This is a genomic window from Flagellimonas alginilytica (genome assembly GCF_042134605.1).
GTDB classification, from domain to species: Bacteria; Bacteroidota; Bacteroidia; order Flavobacteriales; family Flavobacteriaceae; genus Flagellimonas; species Flagellimonas alginolytica.
Genome location: NZ_CP169638.1, coordinates 3,658,869 through 3,679,158 on the forward strand (window position 1 = coordinate 3,658,869; position 20,290 = coordinate 3,679,158).

General features: G+C 40.6%; 17 protein-coding genes and 1 other RNA gene. 11 read left to right on the forward strand and 7 right to left on the reverse strand.

Annotation, left to right across the window (positions count from 1 at the left end):
- The first annotated feature begins 7 nt into the window (after nt 1–7).
- The gene (locus ABTP35_RS16500; protein WP_293295082.1) at nt 8–718 is read left to right on the forward strand and encodes an RNA pseudouridine synthase; all 711 of its coding nucleotides are present in this window, start codon (nt 8–10) and stop codon (nt 716–718) included.
- Here ABTP35_RS16500 and ABTP35_RS16505 read toward each other — a convergent pair.
- Nucleotides 708–2,252, reverse strand: coding sequence for a hypothetical protein (locus ABTP35_RS16505; RefSeq protein WP_252079898.1), 1,545 nt, complete (start codon nt 2,250–2,252; stop codon nt 708–710). The genes ABTP35_RS16500 and ABTP35_RS16505 overlap by 11 nt on opposite strands.
- Before the next feature lie 147 nt (nt 2,253–2,399).
- Between ABTP35_RS16505 and ABTP35_RS16510 the strand changes: the two genes are divergently transcribed.
- Nucleotides 2,400–3,572, forward strand: a complete 1,173-nt coding sequence (locus ABTP35_RS16510; protein ID WP_293295081.1) for a 2-isopropylmalate synthase — start codon at nt 2,400–2,402, stop codon at nt 3,570–3,572.
- A 12-nt stretch (nt 3,573–3,584) separates the two neighbouring features.
- Nucleotides 3,585–4,703: a 3-isopropylmalate dehydrogenase gene (leuB, locus tag ABTP35_RS16515; RefSeq protein WP_293295080.1), complete on the forward strand. Its 1,119-nt coding sequence runs from the start codon at nt 3,585–3,587 to the stop codon at nt 4,701–4,703.
- Nucleotide 4,704: 1 nt separating this feature from the next.
- On the opposite strand, the gene ABTP35_RS16520 is transcribed toward leuB, so the two are convergent.
- A complete protein-coding gene (locus ABTP35_RS16520) occupies nt 4,705–5,952 on the reverse strand; it encodes a TlpA disulfide reductase family protein (protein ID WP_293295079.1) in 1,248 nt (415 codons plus the stop codon).
- A gap of 129 nt (nt 5,953–6,081) precedes the next feature.
- Between ABTP35_RS16520 and pheT the strand changes: the two genes are divergently transcribed.
- Nucleotides 6,082–8,493: a phenylalanine--tRNA ligase subunit beta gene (gene pheT, locus ABTP35_RS16525; RefSeq protein ID WP_293295078.1), complete on the forward strand. Its 2,412-nt coding sequence runs from the start codon at nt 6,082–6,084 to the stop codon at nt 8,491–8,493.
- On the opposite strand, the gene ABTP35_RS16530 is transcribed toward pheT, so the two are convergent.
- Complete coding sequence (locus tag ABTP35_RS16530; protein WP_224836735.1) at nt 8,494–9,024, reverse strand: fasciclin domain-containing protein; 531 nt, start codon at nt 9,022–9,024, stop codon at nt 8,494–8,496.
- A 217-nt stretch (nt 9,025–9,241) separates the two neighbouring features.
- Between ABTP35_RS16530 and ABTP35_RS16535 the strand changes: the two genes are divergently transcribed.
- Entirely contained in the window at nt 9,242–9,961 is a 720-nt protein-coding gene (locus ABTP35_RS16535; protein WP_293295077.1) for a hypothetical protein, read from the forward strand.
- Here the strand turns inward: ABTP35_RS16535 and ABTP35_RS16540 are convergent.
- Nucleotides 9,958–11,586, reverse strand: a complete 1,629-nt coding sequence (locus ABTP35_RS16540; protein ID WP_252079904.1) for an ABC-F family ATP-binding cassette domain-containing protein — start codon at nt 11,584–11,586, stop codon at nt 9,958–9,960. The genes ABTP35_RS16535 and ABTP35_RS16540 overlap by 4 nt on opposite strands.
- 169 nt (nt 11,587–11,755) lie before the next feature.
- On the opposite strand from ABTP35_RS16540, the gene ABTP35_RS16545 reads away from it, so the two are divergent.
- The gene (locus ABTP35_RS16545; protein WP_293295076.1) at nt 11,756–13,147 is read left to right on the forward strand and encodes a transaldolase; all 1,392 of its coding nucleotides are present in this window, start codon (nt 11,756–11,758) and stop codon (nt 13,145–13,147) included.
- A 61-nt stretch (nt 13,148–13,208) separates the two neighbouring features.
- On the opposite strand, the gene fsa is transcribed toward ABTP35_RS16545, so the two are convergent.
- From fsa to ffs, 3 genes are all read right to left on the reverse strand, one after another.
- The gene (gene fsa / locus ABTP35_RS16550) at nt 13,209–13,865 is read right to left on the reverse strand and encodes a fructose-6-phosphate aldolase (RefSeq protein ID WP_224836732.1); all 657 of its coding nucleotides are present in this window, start codon (nt 13,863–13,865) and stop codon (nt 13,209–13,211) included.
- A gap of 37 nt (nt 13,866–13,902) precedes the next feature.
- Nucleotides 13,903–14,712 (reverse strand): SDR family oxidoreductase, encoded by an 810-nt coding sequence (locus ABTP35_RS16555; protein WP_252079906.1) that lies wholly within the window; start codon nt 14,710–14,712, stop codon nt 13,903–13,905.
- Between the two features lie 24 nt (nt 14,713–14,736).
- Nucleotides 14,737–14,835: signal recognition particle sRNA small type (ffs, locus tag ABTP35_RS16560), an RNA gene on the reverse strand.
- Nucleotides 14,836–14,933: 98 nt separating this feature from the next.
- On the opposite strand from ffs, the gene ABTP35_RS16565 reads away from it, so the two are divergent.
- The 5 genes from ABTP35_RS16565 to ABTP35_RS16585 all read left to right on the forward strand — a co-directional run bounded on the left by ABTP35_RS16565 (nt 14,934) and on the right by ABTP35_RS16585 (nt 20,278).
- Entirely contained in the window at nt 14,934–15,977 is a 1,044-nt protein-coding gene (locus ABTP35_RS16565; RefSeq protein WP_293295075.1) for a glutaminyl-peptide cyclotransferase, read from the forward strand.
- Nucleotides 15,977–16,366 (forward strand): acyl-ACP thioesterase domain-containing protein, encoded by a 390-nt coding sequence (locus ABTP35_RS16570; protein WP_293295074.1) that lies wholly within the window; start codon nt 15,977–15,979, stop codon nt 16,364–16,366. Before ABTP35_RS16565 ends, ABTP35_RS16570 begins: the two co-directional genes overlap by 1 nt.
- Nucleotides 16,367–16,832: 466 nt before the next feature.
- Nucleotides 16,833–17,567 (forward strand): LytTR family DNA-binding domain-containing protein, encoded by a 735-nt coding sequence (locus tag ABTP35_RS16575; protein ID WP_293295073.1) that lies wholly within the window; start codon nt 16,833–16,835, stop codon nt 17,565–17,567.
- Between the two features lie 139 nt (nt 17,568–17,706).
- Nucleotides 17,707–17,883, forward strand: a complete 177-nt coding sequence (locus ABTP35_RS16580) for a hypothetical protein (RefSeq protein WP_293295072.1) — start codon at nt 17,707–17,709, stop codon at nt 17,881–17,883.
- Between the two features lie 310 nt (nt 17,884–18,193).
- On the forward strand, nt 18,194–20,278 hold the full coding sequence (locus tag ABTP35_RS16585) for a tetratricopeptide repeat-containing sensor histidine kinase (RefSeq protein WP_293295070.1): 2,085 nt from the start codon (nt 18,194–18,196) through the stop codon (nt 20,276–20,278).
- Nucleotides 20,279–20,290: the final 12 nt, after the last annotated feature.

Sequence of the window (20,290 nt, forward strand, 5' to 3'; positions counted from 1 at the left end):
TTTACAATTGTCAGTTAGCAATAAAGAGTATTCCATCCCCTCCAACCTTCAAGTGCTTTTTGAAGACAATCATCTCATCGTTGTAAATAAACGTGTCGGGGATATCGTCCAGGGCGACAAAACCGGCGACGACCCTTTGAGCGAAGTCGTAAAAAAATACATAAAAGCAAAATATAACAAACCTGGCAATGTGTACTTGGGTGTTGTGCACCGATTGGACAGGCCTACTTCTGGAATAGTTCTCTTTGCAAAAACATCGAAGGCTTTGCCCCGTTTAAATAAGATGTTTGCAGAGGGTGATACCAAAAAAAAATATTGGGCGGTCGTCAAGGATGCACCTCCAAAAGAAAAAGACACGCTGACCCATTGGTTGGTCAGGAATCCAAAACAGAACAAATCCTATGCCCATAACAAGGAGGTGCCCAATAGCAAAAAAGCAATTTTAGAATATAAGGTTATTAAAAAATTGAATAGTTATTATTTATTGGAAATTGACCTTAAAACTGGCCGACACCACCAAATAAGGGCGCAATTGGCAGCTATCGGCTGCACTATTAAGGGCGATTTAAAATATGGCGCTGACCGCAGCAACAAAGATGGTGGAATCCATTTACATGCCAGAAGTTTGGCCATGTTGCACCCGGTAAAAAAAGAACCGATTGCATTTTTGGCGCCACCACCGATCGATCCTGTTTGGAGCGCTTGCCTTAACGAGTAAGAGCCAAGGCTTTTTCCCTGATGACTTCGGAAACGGGTTTGTTGTGCAAATGACTTTCCAGCCAAGATAAAATGTCCAAATAGAGAAATGCCCTTTTCTCATAAGGGTGGTTCTCATATTTTTTAAGCTCGTTGTACAATTTCTGAAACTCGCCTTTTAAATCGGTCGGATAGATGTCCCCAAGGTTTCGAAGAAACTTTATCATCTCCTTTTGCACTTCATGTAAATCGTTCATTTTCAACAAAAACTTGTACGTACTTTTAAGTTGTACTTCCAAATGATAATCCATACCGGCCTCATAATGCGCAACAAGGCTCAAGACCCTTGCAAAACACATCAAATCCTCGCGCATTTTAAGTTGCTTGTTGGATATTATCTTTTTTAGATAGGCAATACAGTTCTTGTTATCCCCATTTCCAAAATACAAACACGCGATTTTATAATAGAGCAACATAATATGGTGCTCATCTATCTGTTGCCGATGTTTTTTGATACCATATTCTATAATATTGACCAAATAAATGCCTTTATCGAACGTGCCTTCCAAAAAATGAAGGTTCAATTTATTGGTATTGATGTACAAAAACGCAAGCGAGGCAATGTTGTCGTTCTTGGGGAACCTGTCATCACCTACCTGTTGTTCCAAACGCTCCAGCGTCTCCCTAAACTGTGATGCATATTTTACGAAGAAAAGAGACTCCAACAGATAATGGTTCCCTTTTAAAAAGAATACTGGGTTCAAGGATATCATATGATCGTTCTCATAGAAAAGATCCACCCATTTGCTGGAATATTTATAGGCTGACAAAAAGTCCTGAATTAACAAACTGTACCATAAATGAGCTTTGTACAGCCATAATTTTTCCCGAAAACCCATTTTCTCAATTGTATAGTCCGGCATATGTGCATCAAAATAGGTCTTGACCTTATTAAGATCCTCGTCACTTCTTGCATAGCCAACTTTCAACATCATTCCGTACAATTGTAAAGACAGGTTGGAAAGCTTACTGGTCAACACATTGAGCTCCGACAATTCCTTGGCTTCCACAGCAAGTTCGTCCGCTCTATCCGGAATACTTCGGGTAATGTATTGGGTCTCTATTACTTTTTCCAGCTCTACAATTTCGTATGCCACATTTTTCTCCTCGTTTTCGATAGCAAAGCTTTTGGCTTTCTCTAAAATCTTCAAGCTTTGCTTGTACAGTCCCTTCTGGTATAGAATTGTAGCAAAATCCAATTGTTCCCGAATTTGGATACGGACGTTCTGGTTTACCGGATTCAATCGCAGGCTCACCAATATTTGCTTGTACAAATGTGCCTTGAGGTTGGAGAGTTGTGATTTTTTGACAATGCCACTATCCAAAATCTGCTTTTCATCATACTTACGGAGTTTGTCCAAAAGATTGAACAATGCCAAAAATTTAGCATCGGCGTTTACACCCAATCTCCCAACATACAGCTTAAATTGGCGTTTTTCGGATTTTGATAGCGACTTTACCAAAACGAACAAAGCATCCTTATGGGCATTTGTCATCGTAAAAAATATTATTTACACAATTGATTATCAGCATATTGAATCAACCTAAAAGCAGTTTAACGTTGTAACGGTTACGCAATTGCTTTTCGTCTTCAGCCCTCCTTCTCTATTTTCGTAAGTCATAGAAAAAAACAGGTTGATATAATGGGTAAAGATAAGGTAGAAATTTTTGATACAACGCTACGGGATGGAGAACAGGTACCAGGCTGTAAACTGGATACCGAACAAAAATTAATCATTGCCGAAAGACTGGATGAGCTTGGTGTTGATGTAATCGAAGCAGGGTTCCCCATATCTAGCCCAGGTGATTTTACATCTGTCAACGAAATTGCCAAATTGGTCAAAAATGCAACGGTCTGTGGATTGACCCGCGCGGTAAAAAAAGATATTGAAGTTGCCGCCGAAGCCATAAAAGATGCCAAAAGACCTAGAATTCATACTGGAATCGGAACTTCCGAATCCCATATTAAATATAAATTCAATTCCACACAAGATAAAATTATTGAACGTGCCGTTGAGGCCGTTTCCTATGCAAAGTCTTTTGTGGAGGACGTTGAGTTTTATGCAGAAGATGCAGGTAGAACCGACAATGAGTTTTTGGCCCGAGTCTGCGAAGCGGTGATCAAAGCAGGGGCCACAGTGCTCAATATTCCAGACACCACGGGTTATTGCCTGCCCGAAGAGTACGGTGCAAAAATGAAGTACTTGAAGGAGAACGTAACCGGAATCGACAAAGCTATTCTATCTTGTCACTGCCACAACGACCTGGGATTGGCCACTGCCAACTCCATTGCGGGAGTTATCAATGGTGCCAGGCAAATCGAGTGTACCATAAACGGTATTGGGGAAAGAGCCGGGAACACTTCTTTGGAGGAAGTGGTAATGATCATGAGGCAACATCCTTACCTAAATTTGGACACGGACATCAATAGCAAATTGCTTTGGGACACCAGTACCATGGTTTCACAAAAAATGGGTATGCCGGTTCAACCGAACAAAGCCATTGTAGGGTCCAATGCATTTGCGCATAGTTCTGGAATCCACCAAGACGGGGTAATCAAACAAAGAGAGACCTACGAGATCATAGATCCAAAAGATGTAGGAGTGAGCGAATCATCCATTGTGCTTACGGCACGTAGCGGGCGTGCTGCCCTCGCCTATCGAGCAAAAAATATTGGTTACGAACTCACCAAGCTTCAATTGGATACTGTATATCAGAACTTTTTACAGTATGCCGATAGAAAAAAGGAAATCATGGACGAGGACATTCACGAAATTGTGGAAACCAGCAATATTGGAATGAAGAGTTTAGCATAACAACAATTGTATATGGCATTAAAAATAGCATTGCTCCCCGGAGATGGTATTGGACCGGAAGTTTTGGCCCAAACGGTGAAATGTTTGGAGGCGGTCGAAGAAAGATTCAATCAACATTTTCTTTTTAAAGAGGCACCGGTAGGCGCTATTGCCATAGACAAAAAAGGAGTTCCCCTACCCAATAACACACTAAAATTGTGCAAAGAGGCAGATGCTGTCCTTTTTGGTGCCATTGGCGACCCAAAGTACGATAATGACCCTGAGGCCAAGGTTCGTCCGGAACAAGGTTTATTGCAATTACGAAAGGAACTTGAATTGTTTTCGAACATTAGGCCGGTTAAAGCCTACCCAACTCTTTTGGACAGGTCGCCTTTAAAAAAAGAAGTAATCCAGGGAACGGATTTTGTTATCTACAGAGAGCTTACAGGAGGTATATATTTTGGCGAGAAAAAACTGAACGAGGAAGGCACTAAAGCATCTGACCTTTGCGAATATACCGAAGAAGAAATAAGCCGAATTGCACATTTGGCCTTTAAAGCTGCGAAAGGCCGAAATAAGAAACTTACCTTGGTTGACAAGGCCAACGTACTGGAGTCCTCGCGTTTATGGCGCAAAGTGGTGACCAAAATCGGCGAAAGTTATCCGGAGGTTACATTGGATTATTTATTTGTGGACAATGCGGCAATGCAGATTATATTGAATCCCAAACAGTTTGATGTTATCCTGACAGAAAATATGTTCGGGGATATTATTTCCGACGAAGGCAGTGTAATTGGTGGTTCCATTGGGTTATTGGCATCCGCCTCCATAGGAGAGGAAAATGCATTGTTCGAACCCATACATGGCTCCTACCCACAAGCCAAGGGCAAGGATATTGCCAACCCGATCGCATCTATACTCTCCGCAGCCATGCTTTTAGAGCATTTTGGCCTTAACGAAGAGGCTTTGGCCGTTAAAAAAGCAGTGGATAAATCACTGAAAAAAGGAATAGTCACCCCAGACTTAAAGAAGGATAGCCCATACGGCACCAATCACGTCGGGGACTTTATAGCGCATAGTATAGTCGACTTTGAGGACGACACCCTTATGAACGATGAAAATATAGATTTAGGCAAGTCGACCATTATATAGATCAATTACCTAAATTACCATCTTCGGTATTGACCAGTTCCTGTATGGTCTTGTTGAACTCCTTTTTAAATTCAACAAACTTATCACCAGTTGCCGGGCCGTTAAAACCTGTATGGATTTTCCTTACATCCCCATTTTTATCTATATAAATAGTTGTTGGGTAGGACAAAATGTGGTTTAACATAGGTAATTTTTCGTTCGCCTTTTGCTTATTGGATGTTCCGTATTGCGCCAATAAAATTGGATAAGGGACCTCTTCCCTTTCTTTTAAGCGTTGAATCCCTTCAAATGCTTTTTCCTCGGTTTTAGCATACTCAAAAGCCAACCCTACAAATTGCACGTCCAGTTCTGGATTGTTTTTTATATAATCCACATAAAAACGCGTCTCATCCAAACAATTGGGGCACCAAGTACCCATAATTTGCACCAAAACCGTCTTGTTTTTGAACATGGGGTCGTCCAAGGACACTTCTACCCCTTCTGTATTGGGAAAAGAAAAATTGAATCTATCGTAGCCTTCCCTCAAATAAGTTAAACTATTCGAGTCGGGCAGTTCAAAAGCTTCGTTTCTTGCTCCCATAAACTCCTGAACGGTATGCTCTCCAGAGTAAAATGTACCGTTTAGGGTGCTATCGGTCACTTGGGCCAAGAACAAAAATACATGTGAACCATCAAAAGCGGATAGTTTTAGACTATCTCCCGTAACCACCCCATCCAAGTAACGATAATCTCCCGTATTGGTCCTAAAGGTGCCCTTTACTTTGTTTCCATTTTGCATAAAAATACCCTTGGCAGGGTATTCCCCTTCGGTATTTACATTAAAATAGGTTTCCCAGATACCGGAAATGTTCACTTGAGCGTCTTTTGCAGTTTTAAAGCGTTCGGAAAAACCATAAGTAGCTTTAAACGGCACACTCCTGCCTTTACTTTCTTCCAAAAATTGTCCCGTAATCTGCTCATCAGTAAATGTTCCGGATATGTGACCCTCAAAAATGGGCATACGGATATCAATGGAATCACCATTAAATTCAAATTCATCAATGGTAATTACTTCTTCAGCATTAAAAACTTTCATAACGTAACCACTGTCCATGTTTTTGGACAAAGTAAACTCAAAAGGCAAGCGTTGCCCATTCGAAACTTCGATTTCGGCAAGCCATTGCCCCTCCTTAAGCTCTGGTGTTTTATTATTCTTGCAAGAGGCCAATAACAAAAAAAGCCCAGCCATTACCAAGGCTATCCTATTCATATAGTGAGAGATTTTTCTTAAATGTAGCAATTACATTTTAATTTGAAGAATCAGTTACGGTCTAAGGTCATTATAATCGTTGAATCTGTTGCTCTATTGTTATATATTTGTGCCCTCTAAAAATGGGGTATGAAGATTTCTTACAACTGGTTAAAGCAATTTGTGCAAATTGATTGGGATGCTCATAAAACAGGTGAGCTATTAACGGATTTAGGCCTGGAGGTTGAGGGTATTGCCCAATTCGAATCAGTTAAAGGTGGTTTAAAGGGCATAGTGGTCGGACAAGTTCTGACCTGCGAAAAGCACCCAAATGCAGATAAACTTAAACTGACCACCGTAGATGTTGGACAAGAAGCCCCATTGCAGATTGTATGTGGCGCTCCAAACGTAGCTGCCGGCCAAAAGGTACCGGTTGCCACCGTTGGGACCACATTGTACACTAAAGAAGGTGAGTCTTGGACGATTAAAAAAGGAAAAATCCGAGGCGAAATAAGCCAAGGTATGATCTGTGCAGAAGACGAAATAGGTCTTGGTGACGGTCATGATGGTATTATGGTCCTAAATGATGATTTGGTTCCCGGAACTCCATGCGCCCAAGTTTTTGATATTGAGAACGATGAGGTTTTTGAAATAGGACTGACCCCTAACCGGGCCGACGCCATGAGCCATTTTGGTGTGGCTCGCGATCTTAAGGCCGGGCTGGAACAAAAAGAGATACAGAAAGAACTGGTTACACCATCTACCAGTAACTTCTCCGTTGACAATAGATCTTTAAAAATTGATGTTGAGGTCAAGGATAGTGATCTAGCACCAAGATACTGCGGGGTCACTATTAGCAACTTGATTGTTCAGGAGTCGCCAGATTGGCTAAAAAATCGCTTGAAATCCATTGGACTTACCCCCATTAACAATGTGGTGGATGTAACAAATTATGTATTGCACGAATTAGGACAGCCTTTGCACGCTTTTGATGCTTCGAAAATAAAGGGCAACAAAGTTGAGGTCAAAACACTACCAGCAGGCACAAAGTTTACTACTCTGGACGAGGTGGAACGGGAATTGCACGAGGACGACCTCATGATCTGTGATGGTGAAAAGCCCATGTGTATTGCCGGTGTATTTGGAGGTATTCACTCCGGGGTCACCGAGCACACTACATCCATCTTCCTGGAGAGCGCTTATTTTGACCCTGTATCCATCCGGAAAACAGCCAAAAGACATGGTCTGAGCACGGATGCTTCCTTCAGGTTTGAAAGAGGTATCGATATCAACCTTTCCAAATATGCACTAAAAAGAGCCGCCTTACTTATTAGGGAGATAGCTGGGGGATATATCACTTCGGATATTATTGATCTTTTCCCTAAAAAACCGCAGGACAGACAGGTTTTCTTGACTTTTAATAAAATAAACTCACTAATTGGACAAGAGATACCCCAAGATACCATAAAATCGATATTATCCTCGCTAGAAATACGCATCAACAATGTAACAGAGTCCGGATTGGGTCTTACCATCCCTACCTACAGAGTCGATGTAACAAGAGAGGTGGATGTTATTGAGGAGATCTTAAGGGTGTTCGGATACAATAATGTTGATTTTAAGGAAAAACTAAACGCATCCATTGCCAAATCTTCCCGCTTTGAAAACCACAGATTACAGGATATCATCGGGAATACCTTGGCTGCAAAGGGATTCTATGAGATCATGACCAATAGCTTGGTTTCTTCGGATTTTGTTGAGGAAAATACATCTGCCGTGGAAATGTTGAACCCATTAAGTTCGGACCTATCCATCTTAAGAACCTCCATGCTGCACTCTGGTCTACAAACTGTGAGCTACAATCATAATAGGCAAAAAAACGACCTAAAATTGTTCGAATTTGGGAAAACCTACCACAAAATGGATGAAGGTTTCCAAGAAAATCAGCATTTATCCATTTTTATCTCGGGAGAACGCACGGAAAATAGTTGGGCAACAAGTTCACGAAAATCCGATTTTTTCTATTTGAAAGGAATTGTTGAAATTCTTTTTGAACGCCTTGGTCTAGGAAACTTGGACGTTGAGCCAGCTACTGACGATAATCTTGCCGAGGGCATTACCTTTGTGAAGGGCAGCAATCAAATAGCTTCCCTTGGTTTGGTGGCTAAATCAGTATTGAAACGTTTTGATATTAAGCAAGAGGTATTCTATGCCAATTTGGATTGGGATTCCGTTCTCAATGCCGTTAACAGGAACAATATTACTTTTAAAGAAATTCCAAAATTCCCAGAGGTAACAAGGGATTTCGCCCTGTTATTGGACGACTCCATTACTTTTCAAAAGGTGTACGATATTGCTTGGAGCACGGAGAAAAAGTTACTTAAAAAGGTAAACCTATTCGATGTTTATACAGGTAAAAATCTTCCTGATGGTAAAAAATCCTATGCGGTAAGCTTCACCCTTATGGACGAAAACAAAACTCTTACCGATAAGCAAATCGACAAAATAATGGGGAAATTATTGACCCAATACCAGAAGCAACTGGGAGCTGAACTTCGATAATTACATTTGTGCAGGCAAAATAACACTGTCAATCTCGTGGATAACCCCTTTGTTCTCGAGATTTAAGTCTGCCGTAGTAATTCTGGCCGTGTTTCCGACCGGATCGGTCAGTACAATGTCGTAACCATCCAAATGAGCCGTGAGCTTTTTGCCCTGAACTGTGGTAAAAGCCGCTGTGCCATTTCCTCTACCGATAGCTCTCAACATTCTTGATGCCGTTAATTGGCCAGCTACAATATGGTAGGCCAACAATGATTTTAACGCACTCTTATCCTCTGCATTGATCAATTCCGTTATCTTATTATTGGAAAACTTAGCGAACGCTGCATCGGAAGGTGCAAATATGGTAAATGGGCCCGATTTAGCAAGAAGAGACCCCAATTCGGTTGCATTTACAGCATTGAACAAGATTTTGTGATTATCGAGTTTATCTGACCCATAGGCCAATGCGTTCGATGTATTTTGTGCAGAGGCAAAAAGGCTAAAAGCCAAACCAAGGCCAAGTAGGAATTTAGAGATGGGGGTCTTCATTATACTGCGATCAAAAGCCGAAACTTTATATTTTAAGGTACTGTTATACGATTAAATGCCAAAAACTTCGATAAGATACATCTTTTTACGAGAGAACTAAGTACTTTTTTACAACCAAGATTTCATTTAACACAAACTTAACATTCATGGTTTATGATGGATGTCATGATCAAAAAATCAAATGCTTAAATTTGAGAAGATTACCAAAAAAAATAGCATGATTTTGAAAGGAACAAACATCGAACAAAAACTTAAGGACAGAAAACGTAGAGCCAAAAACGACAATAACATTCTAGCTGAAGTGCAACGTATTTTAAATGAAGATGCACTTAACGAAGAGCAAATTGCCACGCGTATTGATGCACCAAGCAACACCTTGGCCAATACCTTTGATTTTGAGCTCTTGGAAACAGAAAAAATCTATCACATTGATCAAATTAAGGATATCTGTATCGACTACAGATTACGCTTTTTGGACAGTTCTCTATTTAAAGGTGACATTCCACAGGAGGCCATTTCAAAAATAAAGCACTTGGAAGCTATGCATCAAACCCAACTCAAAGGATTTAAGATCATAGCTCCTTCCAAGTTGTTCAAATTAGAGGACAAGGACGACCCTCTTTTGTTCGCACCAATAGGGAACAATTATTATTATTTGATCCACAAATGGGGCAACGACCTTCACCCCTTGCGCAAATGGTTTGCCTGGCCGTTCAAAAATATGGTGAATCTGATCGTTCTGGTATTGTTGATCAGTTATTTGACAACCTTATTGGTCCCTGAAGGACTTTTTTCCAAAAAAAGTTCCACAACGGAGTTTTTCCTTATCTTCTTTTTTATGTTCAAATGTATCGCATCCATAGTTATTTTTTATGGATTTGCCCTTGGAAAAAACTTTAACCCCGCTATCTGGAAAAGCAAATATTTTAACGCCTAGGCGGTTACTGCGTACATTTTTTCGCGCTGGGCCTTAATGGATTTATCCGACATATATTCGTCAAAACTCAGATAGCGATCGATAACACCGTTTGGTGTAAGCTCAATAATTCTGTTCGCTACCGTGTTAACGAACTCATGATCGTGCGTGGTGAGCAGTATAGTGCCTTTAAAGTTTTTTAAGGAATTGTTGAACGCCGTTATACTTTCTAGATCCAAGTGGTTCGTTGGTTCGTCCAGCATAAGTACGTTGGCACGGAGCATCATCATACGGCTTAGCATACAACGCACTTTTTCACCACCTGAAAGTACCGTACACTTTTTTAGGGCTTCTTCTCCACTGAACAACATCTTGCCCAGGAATCCCCTAATGTACACCTCTTCCCTTTCTTCTTCGGTTTTGGCCCATTGACGCAGCCAGTCCACAAGGTTGACGTCCTCTTGGAAAAAATCCGAATTATCGGCCGGCAAATACGATTGTGTGGTGGTTACGCCCCATTGAAATTTACCGCTCTCGGGCTTTATCTTATTGGCTACAATGTCGTAAAATGCCGTAGTGGCACGGGAGTCTTTGGACAAAATGGCCACCTTATCCCCTTTCGCCAAATTGATGTTGACATCTTTGAACAGCAGGTCTCCATCATCAGAGATCGCAGAGAGCTTTTCTACGTTCAGAATCTGGTCCCCAGCCTCGCGTTCGCGATCAAAGATGATGGCCGGATACCTTCGACTGGACGGTTTAATGTCCTCGACCTTTAGTTTCTCCAACATTTTTTTACGGGAAGTAGCCTGTTTGCTCTTAGCTACGTTCGCACTGAAACGTTGTATGAACTCGTTGAGTTCCTTTGCTTTTTCTTCCGCTTTTTTGTTCTGCTGTGCTCTTTGTCGGGCTGCCAATTGGCTGCTCTCGTACCAGAACGTATAGTTTCCGGAAAACAGGTTGATCTTTCCAAAATCGATATCGGCAATAGTGGTACAAACGGCATCCAAAAAGTGCCTATCGTGGGAAACCACGATCACCGTATTGTCGTAATTGGCCAAAAAGTTTTCCAACCAATTTATGGTATCGTAATCCAAATCGTTGGTCGGCTCATCCATGATCAATACATCCGGGCTTCCAAAAAGGGCCTGTGCCAAAAGCACCCTTACTTTTAACTTGGGGTCCAGATCGCCCATGTTGGTGTAATGCAAATCTTCGGTAATTCCTAGATTGGAAAGCATGGCGGCAGCATCACTATCGGCGTTCCAGCCGTTCATTTCCTCGAACTTGACCTGGAGCTCCCCGATTTTTTCTGCATTTTCATCTGTATAGTCTGCGTACAGTGCATCGATCTCTTTTTTAATTTTGGCCAAAGGTTTGTTGCCCATTACCACGGTCTCCAACACAGGAAACTCATCGTAGGCATTGTGGTTTTGCTCCAAAATGGACATACGCTTGCCGGGCTCCAAGTGCACATGTCCCGAGGTGGGATCTATCTGTCCCGATAAAATCTTTAAAAAAGTGGATTTTCCAGCGCCGTTGGCGCCAATAATACCGTAACAATTTCCCTGGGCAAAGGTTACATTGACCTCATCGAACAAAACTCTTTTGCCAAACTGTACGGATAAATTCGATACTGATAACATGCAACTATCTTTATTTTTTGCAAAAATAGTTAAATAGGATTCGTAATTCTAATTTAAATGCCCATATTTAAGCGATCAAAAATAACCGTTTAACAACATTTAACTACACGTTAACAAGTTAGGCTAATCGGGTTGTTTATTTTTGATTCAATTGTATCCTTAGCTATATATGGTAAGATTATTACTCGGCCTCACTGTACTTTCTTCACTTGTATCTTGTTCTGGTACGTCAGAAAACAAATCCTCCATCTATTTTGGGGGTGAAATTGTGAACCCCACTAGTGATTATGTGGTGCTGTATCACAACGATGCCTATGTGGATTCCGTAAAGTTGGACAACAACAACCATTTTGCTTTCAGGTTTGATAACATAGAAGAAGGGCTATATCATTTTGATCATGCCCCAGAACTACAGTATGTCTACTTAAGCAAAGGGGATAGTCTATTGGCCAGACTGAACACAGTTGAGTTCGACGAATCTTTGGTCTACTCCGGAAAAGGAAGCGAAATCAACAATTTCTTGATCGAGGTTTTCCTCAAGAACGAAAAAGAGGAGGATATCGTTAAAGATTTTTACGTAATGGATCCAGAAACTTTTAGCAAAAAAATAGATTCATTGCATACCGCTAAAGTGAATCACTTAAAAGATTTGGCCCTGGAGAGCGAATTCTCCAATCGTGCTTATGCAATGGCGGAGGCTTCCATAGATTACAACACCTACATTACCAAAGAGAAATATCCTTTTTATCATAAAAAACGAACCGGGGAGGAAACCATCCACGAGTTGGACGACAGCTTTTACGAGTACCGAAAAAAGATAGATCTAAACAATAAGGACCTGACTTATTTTAGACCCTATTTTGATTTTATGAAATGGCATTTTGGCAATATGTCCTATACCGCTTGTTTGGAAGATTGTACTTCCGACAATAAAGAGCCTGTTGTAGATAGATTGCACTTTAACAAACATAAATTGGCCCTTGTTGACAGTTTGGTACATCAGATAGAGCTAAGAGACATTTTATTTAGAAATGTTGCCATGGATTACTTATTGAGGGAACACAAAACCAGCGAGGAGGCATCAGCTTTTATCGAGAAGTTCAAAAAGCTATCATCCAACGATCAACACAAGGAAGAGATCGATCTACTTTACAAAGGCATCAAAAATTTGCAGCCGAACACGGCTCTGCCCAATTTGTTGGTCAAAAACATGAACAATGAGGAAGTGTCCATAAAGGAACTGGCCAACAACAAAAAAAATACGGTGTTTTACTTCTGGACCGCTGAGCAAAAAAGACATTTTAGAAATGTAAACCAGCATATTACATCTCTCGAAGAAAAATACCCGCATTACAATTTTATAGGGATTAACCTAAGAACCAATTACAACCAATGGCAACAGCTAATGGAAGAGTATCAGTTGGACACCAATAAACAGTATTTTGGAGAAAACTTTAAGGAGCTCCAGATGGCCATGATCATTGACGGGCTCAACAAATGCGTTATTGCCAAGGATACGGTAATAGTAGATGGGTTTGCCAATCTTTACACTTCCTTATAGCGAATAAAAAAGCCCCGAACGATTTTCATTCAGGGCCTGTTGAATTGTTTATTCTTTTCTATTAGGAATTTCCCTTTCTATAATCCGCCAAGAATTTTTCCAATCCAATATCCGTCAAAGGGTGTTTCAACAATCCATCGATCGAGGACAATGGGCCGGTCATTACATCGGCACCCAACTTTGCACAGTCGATTACATGCATCGTGTGACGGATTGATGCTGCCAATATCTGGGTATCAAAATTGTAGTTATCATAAATCAAACGGATTTCCGCGATCAGGTTAAGTCCATCGGTGGAAATATCGTCCAATCTACCCAAGAAAGGGGACACATAAGTTGCTCCGGCTTTAGCGGCCAACAGCGCTTGCCCTGGTGAAAAAACCAAAGTACAATTGGTACGGATACCGTTATCGGAAAAGTATTTCAATGCCTTTACCCCATCTTTTATCATAGGGACTTTTACCACGATCTGATCGTGCAATTTGGCAAGCTCCTCACCTTCCTTCACCATTTCGTTGAACTCCGTGGCCACCACTTCGGCGGAAACGTCACCATCCACAATATTGCAAATGTCCACATAATGTTTAAGGATATTATCTTTTCCAGTAATACCTTCTTTGGCCATTAGGGAGGGATTGGTGGTTACACCGTCCAGTACGCCCAACTCCTGGGCTTCCTTAATCTGGTCCAAATTGGCAGTATCGATAAAAAACTTCATTTCTAAGTATTTATATAGGTTCGTAAGAGGTATAAAATTACAATTTATAATGGTTGAGGAGCAATTTTTCGTAGACTTTATCGGGTAATATCTTCTTTAACCTAAGTGAAAATTTTTGTAAAAATGCCCCTACCGGATTATGGACCTTGGGTTTCTTTTGGTTTATGATCTTATATACAGCCTCAGCTACTTGAACGGGGTCCCCCCCACTATCCACATCTTCATCGATCCCTTTAAGGGTTTGACCATATTTTTCTGCATAAGCCGAACCTTTGATCACCGGGGAATGGTACCTGCCAGAGGCTATGTTGGTCGCAAAATCCCCTGGTGCAACATTGGTAATGGTAACGCCAAAATCTTTGGTTTCCATACGCAATGCCTCTGTGATTAGCCCCAAAGCACCTTTGGTGGCAGAATAGAATCCTCGGAAAGGCAATCCCATATATCCTGCAATAGAGGTTATATTGATGATGGTACCCCCACCCTGTTGGCGCATTTGTGGCAATACCGCCTTCATTACATGTACTGGACCATGAAAGTTTGTATCGAAAACATGTAGAATTTCCTCATGCGGTGTCTCTTCAATAGGCCCTGTAATGCCGACACCGGCATTGTTGATCAAAACATCCAATCGGTTTTCCTTGGAAATAACGTAGGAAACTGCTTTTTGTATACTTTCCACGTCCTTCACGTCCAATTGGACCAGTTCAAAATGATCAAAGTCGGGATAATTTTTAGGATTTCGCGTAGTACCATAAACCGTAAGGCCTTTTTGGGTCAAAAATGAGCCAATGGACTTACCAATTCCTGAAGAACCGCCTGTGATCAGTACAACTTTTTTATCCATGATCATCTGATTTTTGGGTACAAAAAAAGGCAAGCTACCTACATCGCACCGCTACGACCACATACCCTTGCTGCGTTCCCGCCCTGGGGGATTCTGCAGGAGCTGGTCGTGTAGGACTTGCCGAGTGCAAATATACGACCTTTTAAAATTTGTGGCAATCCCATTTCATTCTTAATTTCGAAGATTCTTGATAACTTGCTATGACACAAACACTCAAAACCATGGGCAAACTTTTTTTCGCAACAACAGCATTGCTTTTCTTTTTGGCCTGTGGCGGTAATCCCGACCCGGCCAAGCACTTCTCCATTCAACTGGAAAACAAATCAATACAGCTAAACCAGCAGGTGGGTGTTGCTTTAAAGAACAAAAAGGACATCGAAATTTCGAATCTGCAGTACTTAATAGATGGTAAGGAAATGCCCCTCACCAATGGAAAATTGACCATGGACCTGCCCACTTTGGGCACCAAAACACTTATTGCCAAGTTCAATATTGAAGATCAAACCGTAGAAGTTGAAAAAGAGATCAGGGTATTGGCGGAGTCGGCACCAGAAATTTACACCTACGAAATTTTGAACACCTACCCCCACGATACCGGTGCCTATACACAGGGCCTGGAGTTTCATGAAGGAGTTTTATATGAGAGTACGGGCAAAAAAGGAGCTTCCACTGTGCGAAAGGTCAATTTTGAGACGGGAGAAGTTATGCAACAGATCGATATGGATGCCTCTATATTCGGAGAGGGCATCACTATACTGAAAAATAAATTGTATCAACTTACCTGGCAGAGCGGTATCGGCTTTGTGTACAACATTGGCGATTTGGAAAAAATCAAAAACTTTACCTATGGTAAAAGTCGCGAAGGATGGGGCCTGTGCAACGATGGCGATAAAATATTCAAAAGCGACGGCACCGAAAAAATATGGTTCTTGGACCCAGATACCCTTGAAGAAACCGGGTACATTGAGATAGCGACCAACAAATCAATTTTTAATAAGGCCAACGAACTGGAATATGTGAACGGAAAAATTTATGCCAACGTGTACCAAAAGGAGAGCATGATGATCATAGATGCAACATCCGGTGCTATAGAGGGTGTAATTAATTTTGGAGGTCTAAAAAATAAAGTGAAGAAAGGTGCTGAATGGGACGATAACAATTCGGTGCTCAATGGGGTTGCCTATCATCCAGAAAAGAAAACTTTTTTTGTGACCGGTAAAAACTGGGACAAACTTTTTGAGGTAAAAATCCTTAAGAAGCAGTAATGCGGAGTTATACCGAAACCTTAAAGGTTGTCCAAAATGATCTGGACGACCTGAACCACGTAAACAATATCCGGTATATTGAATGGATCCAGGATATTTCCAAAAAACATTGGACCTCTGCTACGTCGCAAGAAACTCAAAAGAGTATGATCTGGGTGGTCCGCAACCACAATATCACATACCATAAATCCGCCTTATTGGGCAATACCCTACACCTGAAAACGTACATAAAAAGCAGCAAAGGGCCCATATCGACCCGTGTGGTGGAAATTACAGACCGCAAAACGGGAAATCTTTTGGTAAAAAGTGTAACGGAATGGTGCCTGTTGGACGCAAGGACTTTCCGTCCCAAACGAATTCCTGAAGAAATCAAAGCACTTTTTGAATAACAGCACCTCTCCCTTGTACGACTAAGACTCTGTAAAACAAAGTTTTGACCATGTTTTTGTGCTTTGATCTCATTAAAAAAACAGCAGTTCATCGAATTTATAGGGCAAAACCGAAATTCTTCCGATTAAAATTTTGAGCCTTATAGTACAAATTGTAATATAGTAGTAGACCAAACATAAACCAAAGCTATTTATTGAACCTACTAAGCACACATCTTTCCAAACCCTATTTTGATTTTTTCTTAAAAAACTTGTAATAAAAAAGGGTGTGGACCACCATTAATTCTGACCTAAAATTTGGGTTAAAAATTCTCCAAGAAAAATTACAGTTATTTCCTGTTTAACGTTTTTTTATGGAAAACTGTAGGAAAATAACCCGTTTTAGGAAGAAATCCCTAGTTTTTTTAAGGGAAAACTGCAATGAGTTTTTTTCGTGCGTTAGTAACTTGCAATCAGCAATTTGTAAATGGAATACACCTATAACATAATAGACTCGGATGCATCTTCTAAGCTACAGTTACAGCTTTACTTGGAGGAATACGATGATTTTATGTGCACAAGTGTCGATACCAATGCCTCGGCAGGTCTAAATTCCATTTTAAAGTTCAACCCCGATGTGGTTCTCATCAATCTAGGTAAAGATGGTGTGGATTACTTCCAAATGGTCGCGGAGCTCAACCAATATATGCAGACACTTCCCTTAATAATAGGGTACGCCAAAACCAAGGCATATGCATACAATGCCATTAAGAGCGGATTTTTTGATTATTGGATCCTACCCCATAACGAGTTTGATATAAGAAAAACAGTTTTGCGTTTGCGCAAGATGCATCCAAAGCAAGATACCCCCTCCACTATCTGTTTAAAATCATATAAAGATTACAGATACTTGGACATGAACAACATCCTATATCTAAAATCCGATAACAACTCTACCGATTTTTTTATGAAGGATGGGAGCGTTGTCAGCGCTTTTAAAACCCTGAAATCTTTCGAAAAACAATTGCCAGGGCAATTTATACGGGTACACCAGAGTTATATCATCAACAGCCGATATGTTTCTCGGATAAACTATGGCAAATCCATTTGCAGCCTTAATTATGGTAAAGTAGAAGAACTTCCTTTTTCCAAGACCTACAAGGACAAGGTGGATCTTTTAAAGCAAACACTCTCCAAAACAGCAACAAAGGCCCTTAATTAACAGAATTCTAACAGATCATAGTCAAATTCTAGCAGAAACCTTGGCTTTACTACTCCCAGGCCAAAACTACTTCGCTTACTTAAAATGCCCCATAATTTAGCCGGTATAAACCTAATATTTATACCAAAAACCTAATATTATGAAAAAAGTATTTAGCATTTTAGCATTGGCCATGTTAACAGTAGGATTCTACTCTTGTGAAAGCGAAACGGATGTACAGGAAACCGAGGCCCTGTTCGAACAACTTACCATTGACGAGAGCGCTACAGATGATGATGTTATGCCCCCGGATGGACGTGATGATGACGAAAACTAATCTTGCTAATTATGCCTAAACCTCACATAAATAAACTTTTTGCCTTAGTTCTGATTGTATTGACCATACTTTTATATAAAAAAGATGAGAAATTGGAGCAGAGCCTAGCGCTTACCACTGAGTTAAGTCAACAAGAAATATCGTTACAACAAAGAATTGAAATGGGCCTGAGAAAGAATAGCCTTATAAGGTTACAACAAAGCCCCACGGATATTCGCTAAAACCAATGTAACAATACAATAAAACCATGCCCCAAACTATACTGCTTTGGGGCTTTTTTTGTTACCTTGGTTAAATAAACCGCATTAGTTTGAAGAACGTAACCTTTGCTATACTGGCAGTATTGATCTGGGGGTGCGCCAAGCAATCCCCAAAAACCGAGGCAACTACCAGTCCTGAACTAGATTCCATACAGGAGCTGGTAAACATTGCCAAGACCGGAAAAGAGCTGCCCTTGGAGGACAAAAAGGCCTATTTAAACCAAGCGGAAGAAAAAACCATGGCCCTTTCGAACGATTCCATAAAGCTTGAGCAACTCTCCAAAATTTCTTTGGCCTATTTAAGAATTAGGGACTCTTTAAATTTTAGGAAATCCAATCAAGAATTGATCAAGCTATCGCAGAACGCCAAATCAAACAAAGTGTTGGGCTATTCCAATTGGGATCTGGCTCTTTTTTTACAATCCAAAGGCGTAATGGACAGTGCTATGTTTTATTACCGCAACGCATTAAAAAGTTTCGAAAAAATGCCTGTGGACTCCACTTCAAAATCACTCCGAGCAAGAATGTATTACGGAATGGCTCGGGTACAAGACTCTTACAAGGATTATTTGGGCGGTGAGATCAGCGCTACTGCCGCCATAAAAATATTCGATGATCTGGAAGATAATTATAGGCTTCATAATAGCTATAATGTTCTCGGAGTACTTGCCAATGGATTGGGAAATACCGAAAAATCGATTGAATCCTATAACAAAGCTTTGGAATACTTGGACAAATCCAATAGACCAGATAAAGACAAATCGAAATGGGTTATCCAAAACAATATCGCCAGTGTGTATTTAAATGCAGGGGATTATGAAAAAGCTAAGCAAGAATACAAACAGCTTTTATCGGATAATGCTTTTAAGCAAAACTTACCGGACACATACCAAAAAGCCTTGGGCAGTTTTGCCTACACTGTTTTAAAACTGGACAACGATGCCGAGCAAGCAGAACAGCTCCTAAACGAAGCTTTTGTGGTAAACGCAGAATATGGCGATTTATACGATCGTGCCCGCCTTAATTATTACTATGCAGAGGTCTTGGCCGCTAAAAAAGACACCCTACAAGCTATTGCCCAAGCCAAGGAATCGTTCGAGGTTGCCAAAGAAACCTACAACAACGACCGTATGTTGGACGCACTGCGGTTGTTGAACGGCCTAGATCCGGCCAATTCTAAATCGTATTTTGAGCAATATGCCCAATTAAGCGATATTATAAAGGTAGAGGAACGAACCAAACGAGATAAATTTGCCAGAATACGATTGGAAACCGATCAAGTTATCGAAGCCAACCAAATTTTGATCAAGGAAAAACAAGTTTGGATATACTTTACCGCTCTTTTTATAACTTTTGGTATCGGATTTTTGATCATTATTTCCCTTTATGTGAGCAACAGTCAATTAAAATCGAAACAGCGTTTACAGGAGAGCAATCAAGAAATTTACAATTTAATGCTATCCCAACAAGGAAAGTTTAAAGAAGGTAAACAATTGGAACAAAAACGAATATCCGAAGAGCTGCACGATGGTATTTTGGGAGAAATGCTGGGCATACGGCTTATTTTAAGTGGCTTGAACGAAAGAAACGATCAAGCCTCAATTGACCAAAGAAAGAATTTAATAGAAAAACTACGTCTTGTCGAAGAGGAAATTCGTACAATTTCCCATGAACTGAACCATGCATCCTATGAAAAATTTCATAATTTTATCGTGTCCATGGAAGACATGATCAACGAAATTGAGAAATCGTCCGGCATGAATTGTTCCTTTGCTTACGACAAAAAATTAAATTGGGACAATTTGCTGGGAGACATTAAGATCAATGCCTATAGAATAGTTCAAGAATCATTAAAAAACTGTGTAAAACACGCAAAAAGTCAAAATGTATCCATATCCTTTCAATCAACCAACGGCAAATTAAAACTAACCATAACCGACGACGGTGTTGGTTTTGATCCCAGTAGAAAAAAGAAAGGAATCGGGTTAAGGAACATTGTTTCCAGAGTTAAAAAAGTTAAAGGAGTTTTGGACATTGACAGTCGGCCCGGGAAAGGCACCTCTATATTGGTTACCATGCCGGCCAAATATGTTGAGTTCGAAATAACAGACCAAAACCAGGTAGTAAACGCATAGTCCCCCAAATTA

Excerpts from the sequence above, each read along its gene's own strand:
- ABTP35_RS16575 (WP_293295073.1), top strand. The coding sequence starts at position 16,833 with ATGGAATACACCTATAACATAATAGACTCGGATGCATCTTCTAAGCTA.
- pheT (WP_293295078.1), top strand. The coding sequence starts at position 6,082 with ATGAAGATTTCTTACAACTGGTTAAAGCAATTTGTGCAAATTGATTGG.
- ABTP35_RS16530 (WP_224836735.1), bottom strand. The coding sequence starts at position 9,024 with ATGAAGACCCCCATCTCTAAATTCCTACTTGGCCTTGGTTTGGCTTTT.
- ABTP35_RS16505 (WP_252079898.1), bottom strand. The coding sequence starts at position 2,252 with ATGACAAATGCCCATAAGGATGCTTTGTTCGTTTTGGTAAAGTCGCTA.
- ABTP35_RS16535 (WP_293295077.1), top strand. The coding sequence starts at position 9,242 with ATGATTTTGAAAGGAACAAACATCGAACAAAAACTTAAGGACAGAAAA.
- ABTP35_RS16565 (WP_293295075.1), top strand. The coding sequence starts at position 14,934 with ATGGGCAAACTTTTTTTCGCAACAACAGCATTGCTTTTCTTTTTGGCC.
- leuB (WP_293295080.1), top strand. The coding sequence starts at position 3,585 with ATGGCATTAAAAATAGCATTGCTCCCCGGAGATGGTATTGGACCGGAA.
- ABTP35_RS16520 (WP_293295079.1), bottom strand. The coding sequence starts at position 5,952 with ATGAATAGGATAGCCTTGGTAATGGCTGGGCTTTTTTTGTTATTGGCC.
- fsa (WP_224836732.1), bottom strand. The coding sequence starts at position 13,865 with ATGAAGTTTTTTATCGATACTGCCAATTTGGACCAGATTAAGGAAGCC.
- ABTP35_RS16555 (WP_252079906.1), bottom strand. The coding sequence starts at position 14,712 with ATGGATAAAAAAGTTGTACTGATCACAGGCGGTTCTTCAGGAATTGGT.
- ABTP35_RS16570 (WP_293295074.1), top strand. The coding sequence starts at position 15,977 with ATGCGGAGTTATACCGAAACCTTAAAGGTTGTCCAAAATGATCTGGAC.
- ABTP35_RS16545 (WP_293295076.1), top strand. The coding sequence starts at position 11,756 with ATGGTAAGATTATTACTCGGCCTCACTGTACTTTCTTCACTTGTATCT.
- ABTP35_RS16580 (WP_293295072.1), top strand. The coding sequence starts at position 17,707 with ATGAAAAAAGTATTTAGCATTTTAGCATTGGCCATGTTAACAGTAGGA.
- ABTP35_RS16540 (WP_252079904.1), bottom strand. The coding sequence starts at position 11,586 with ATGTTATCAGTATCGAATTTATCCGTACAGTTTGGCAAAAGAGTTTTG.
- ABTP35_RS16510 (WP_293295081.1), top strand. The coding sequence starts at position 2,400 with ATGGGTAAAGATAAGGTAGAAATTTTTGATACAACGCTACGGGATGGA.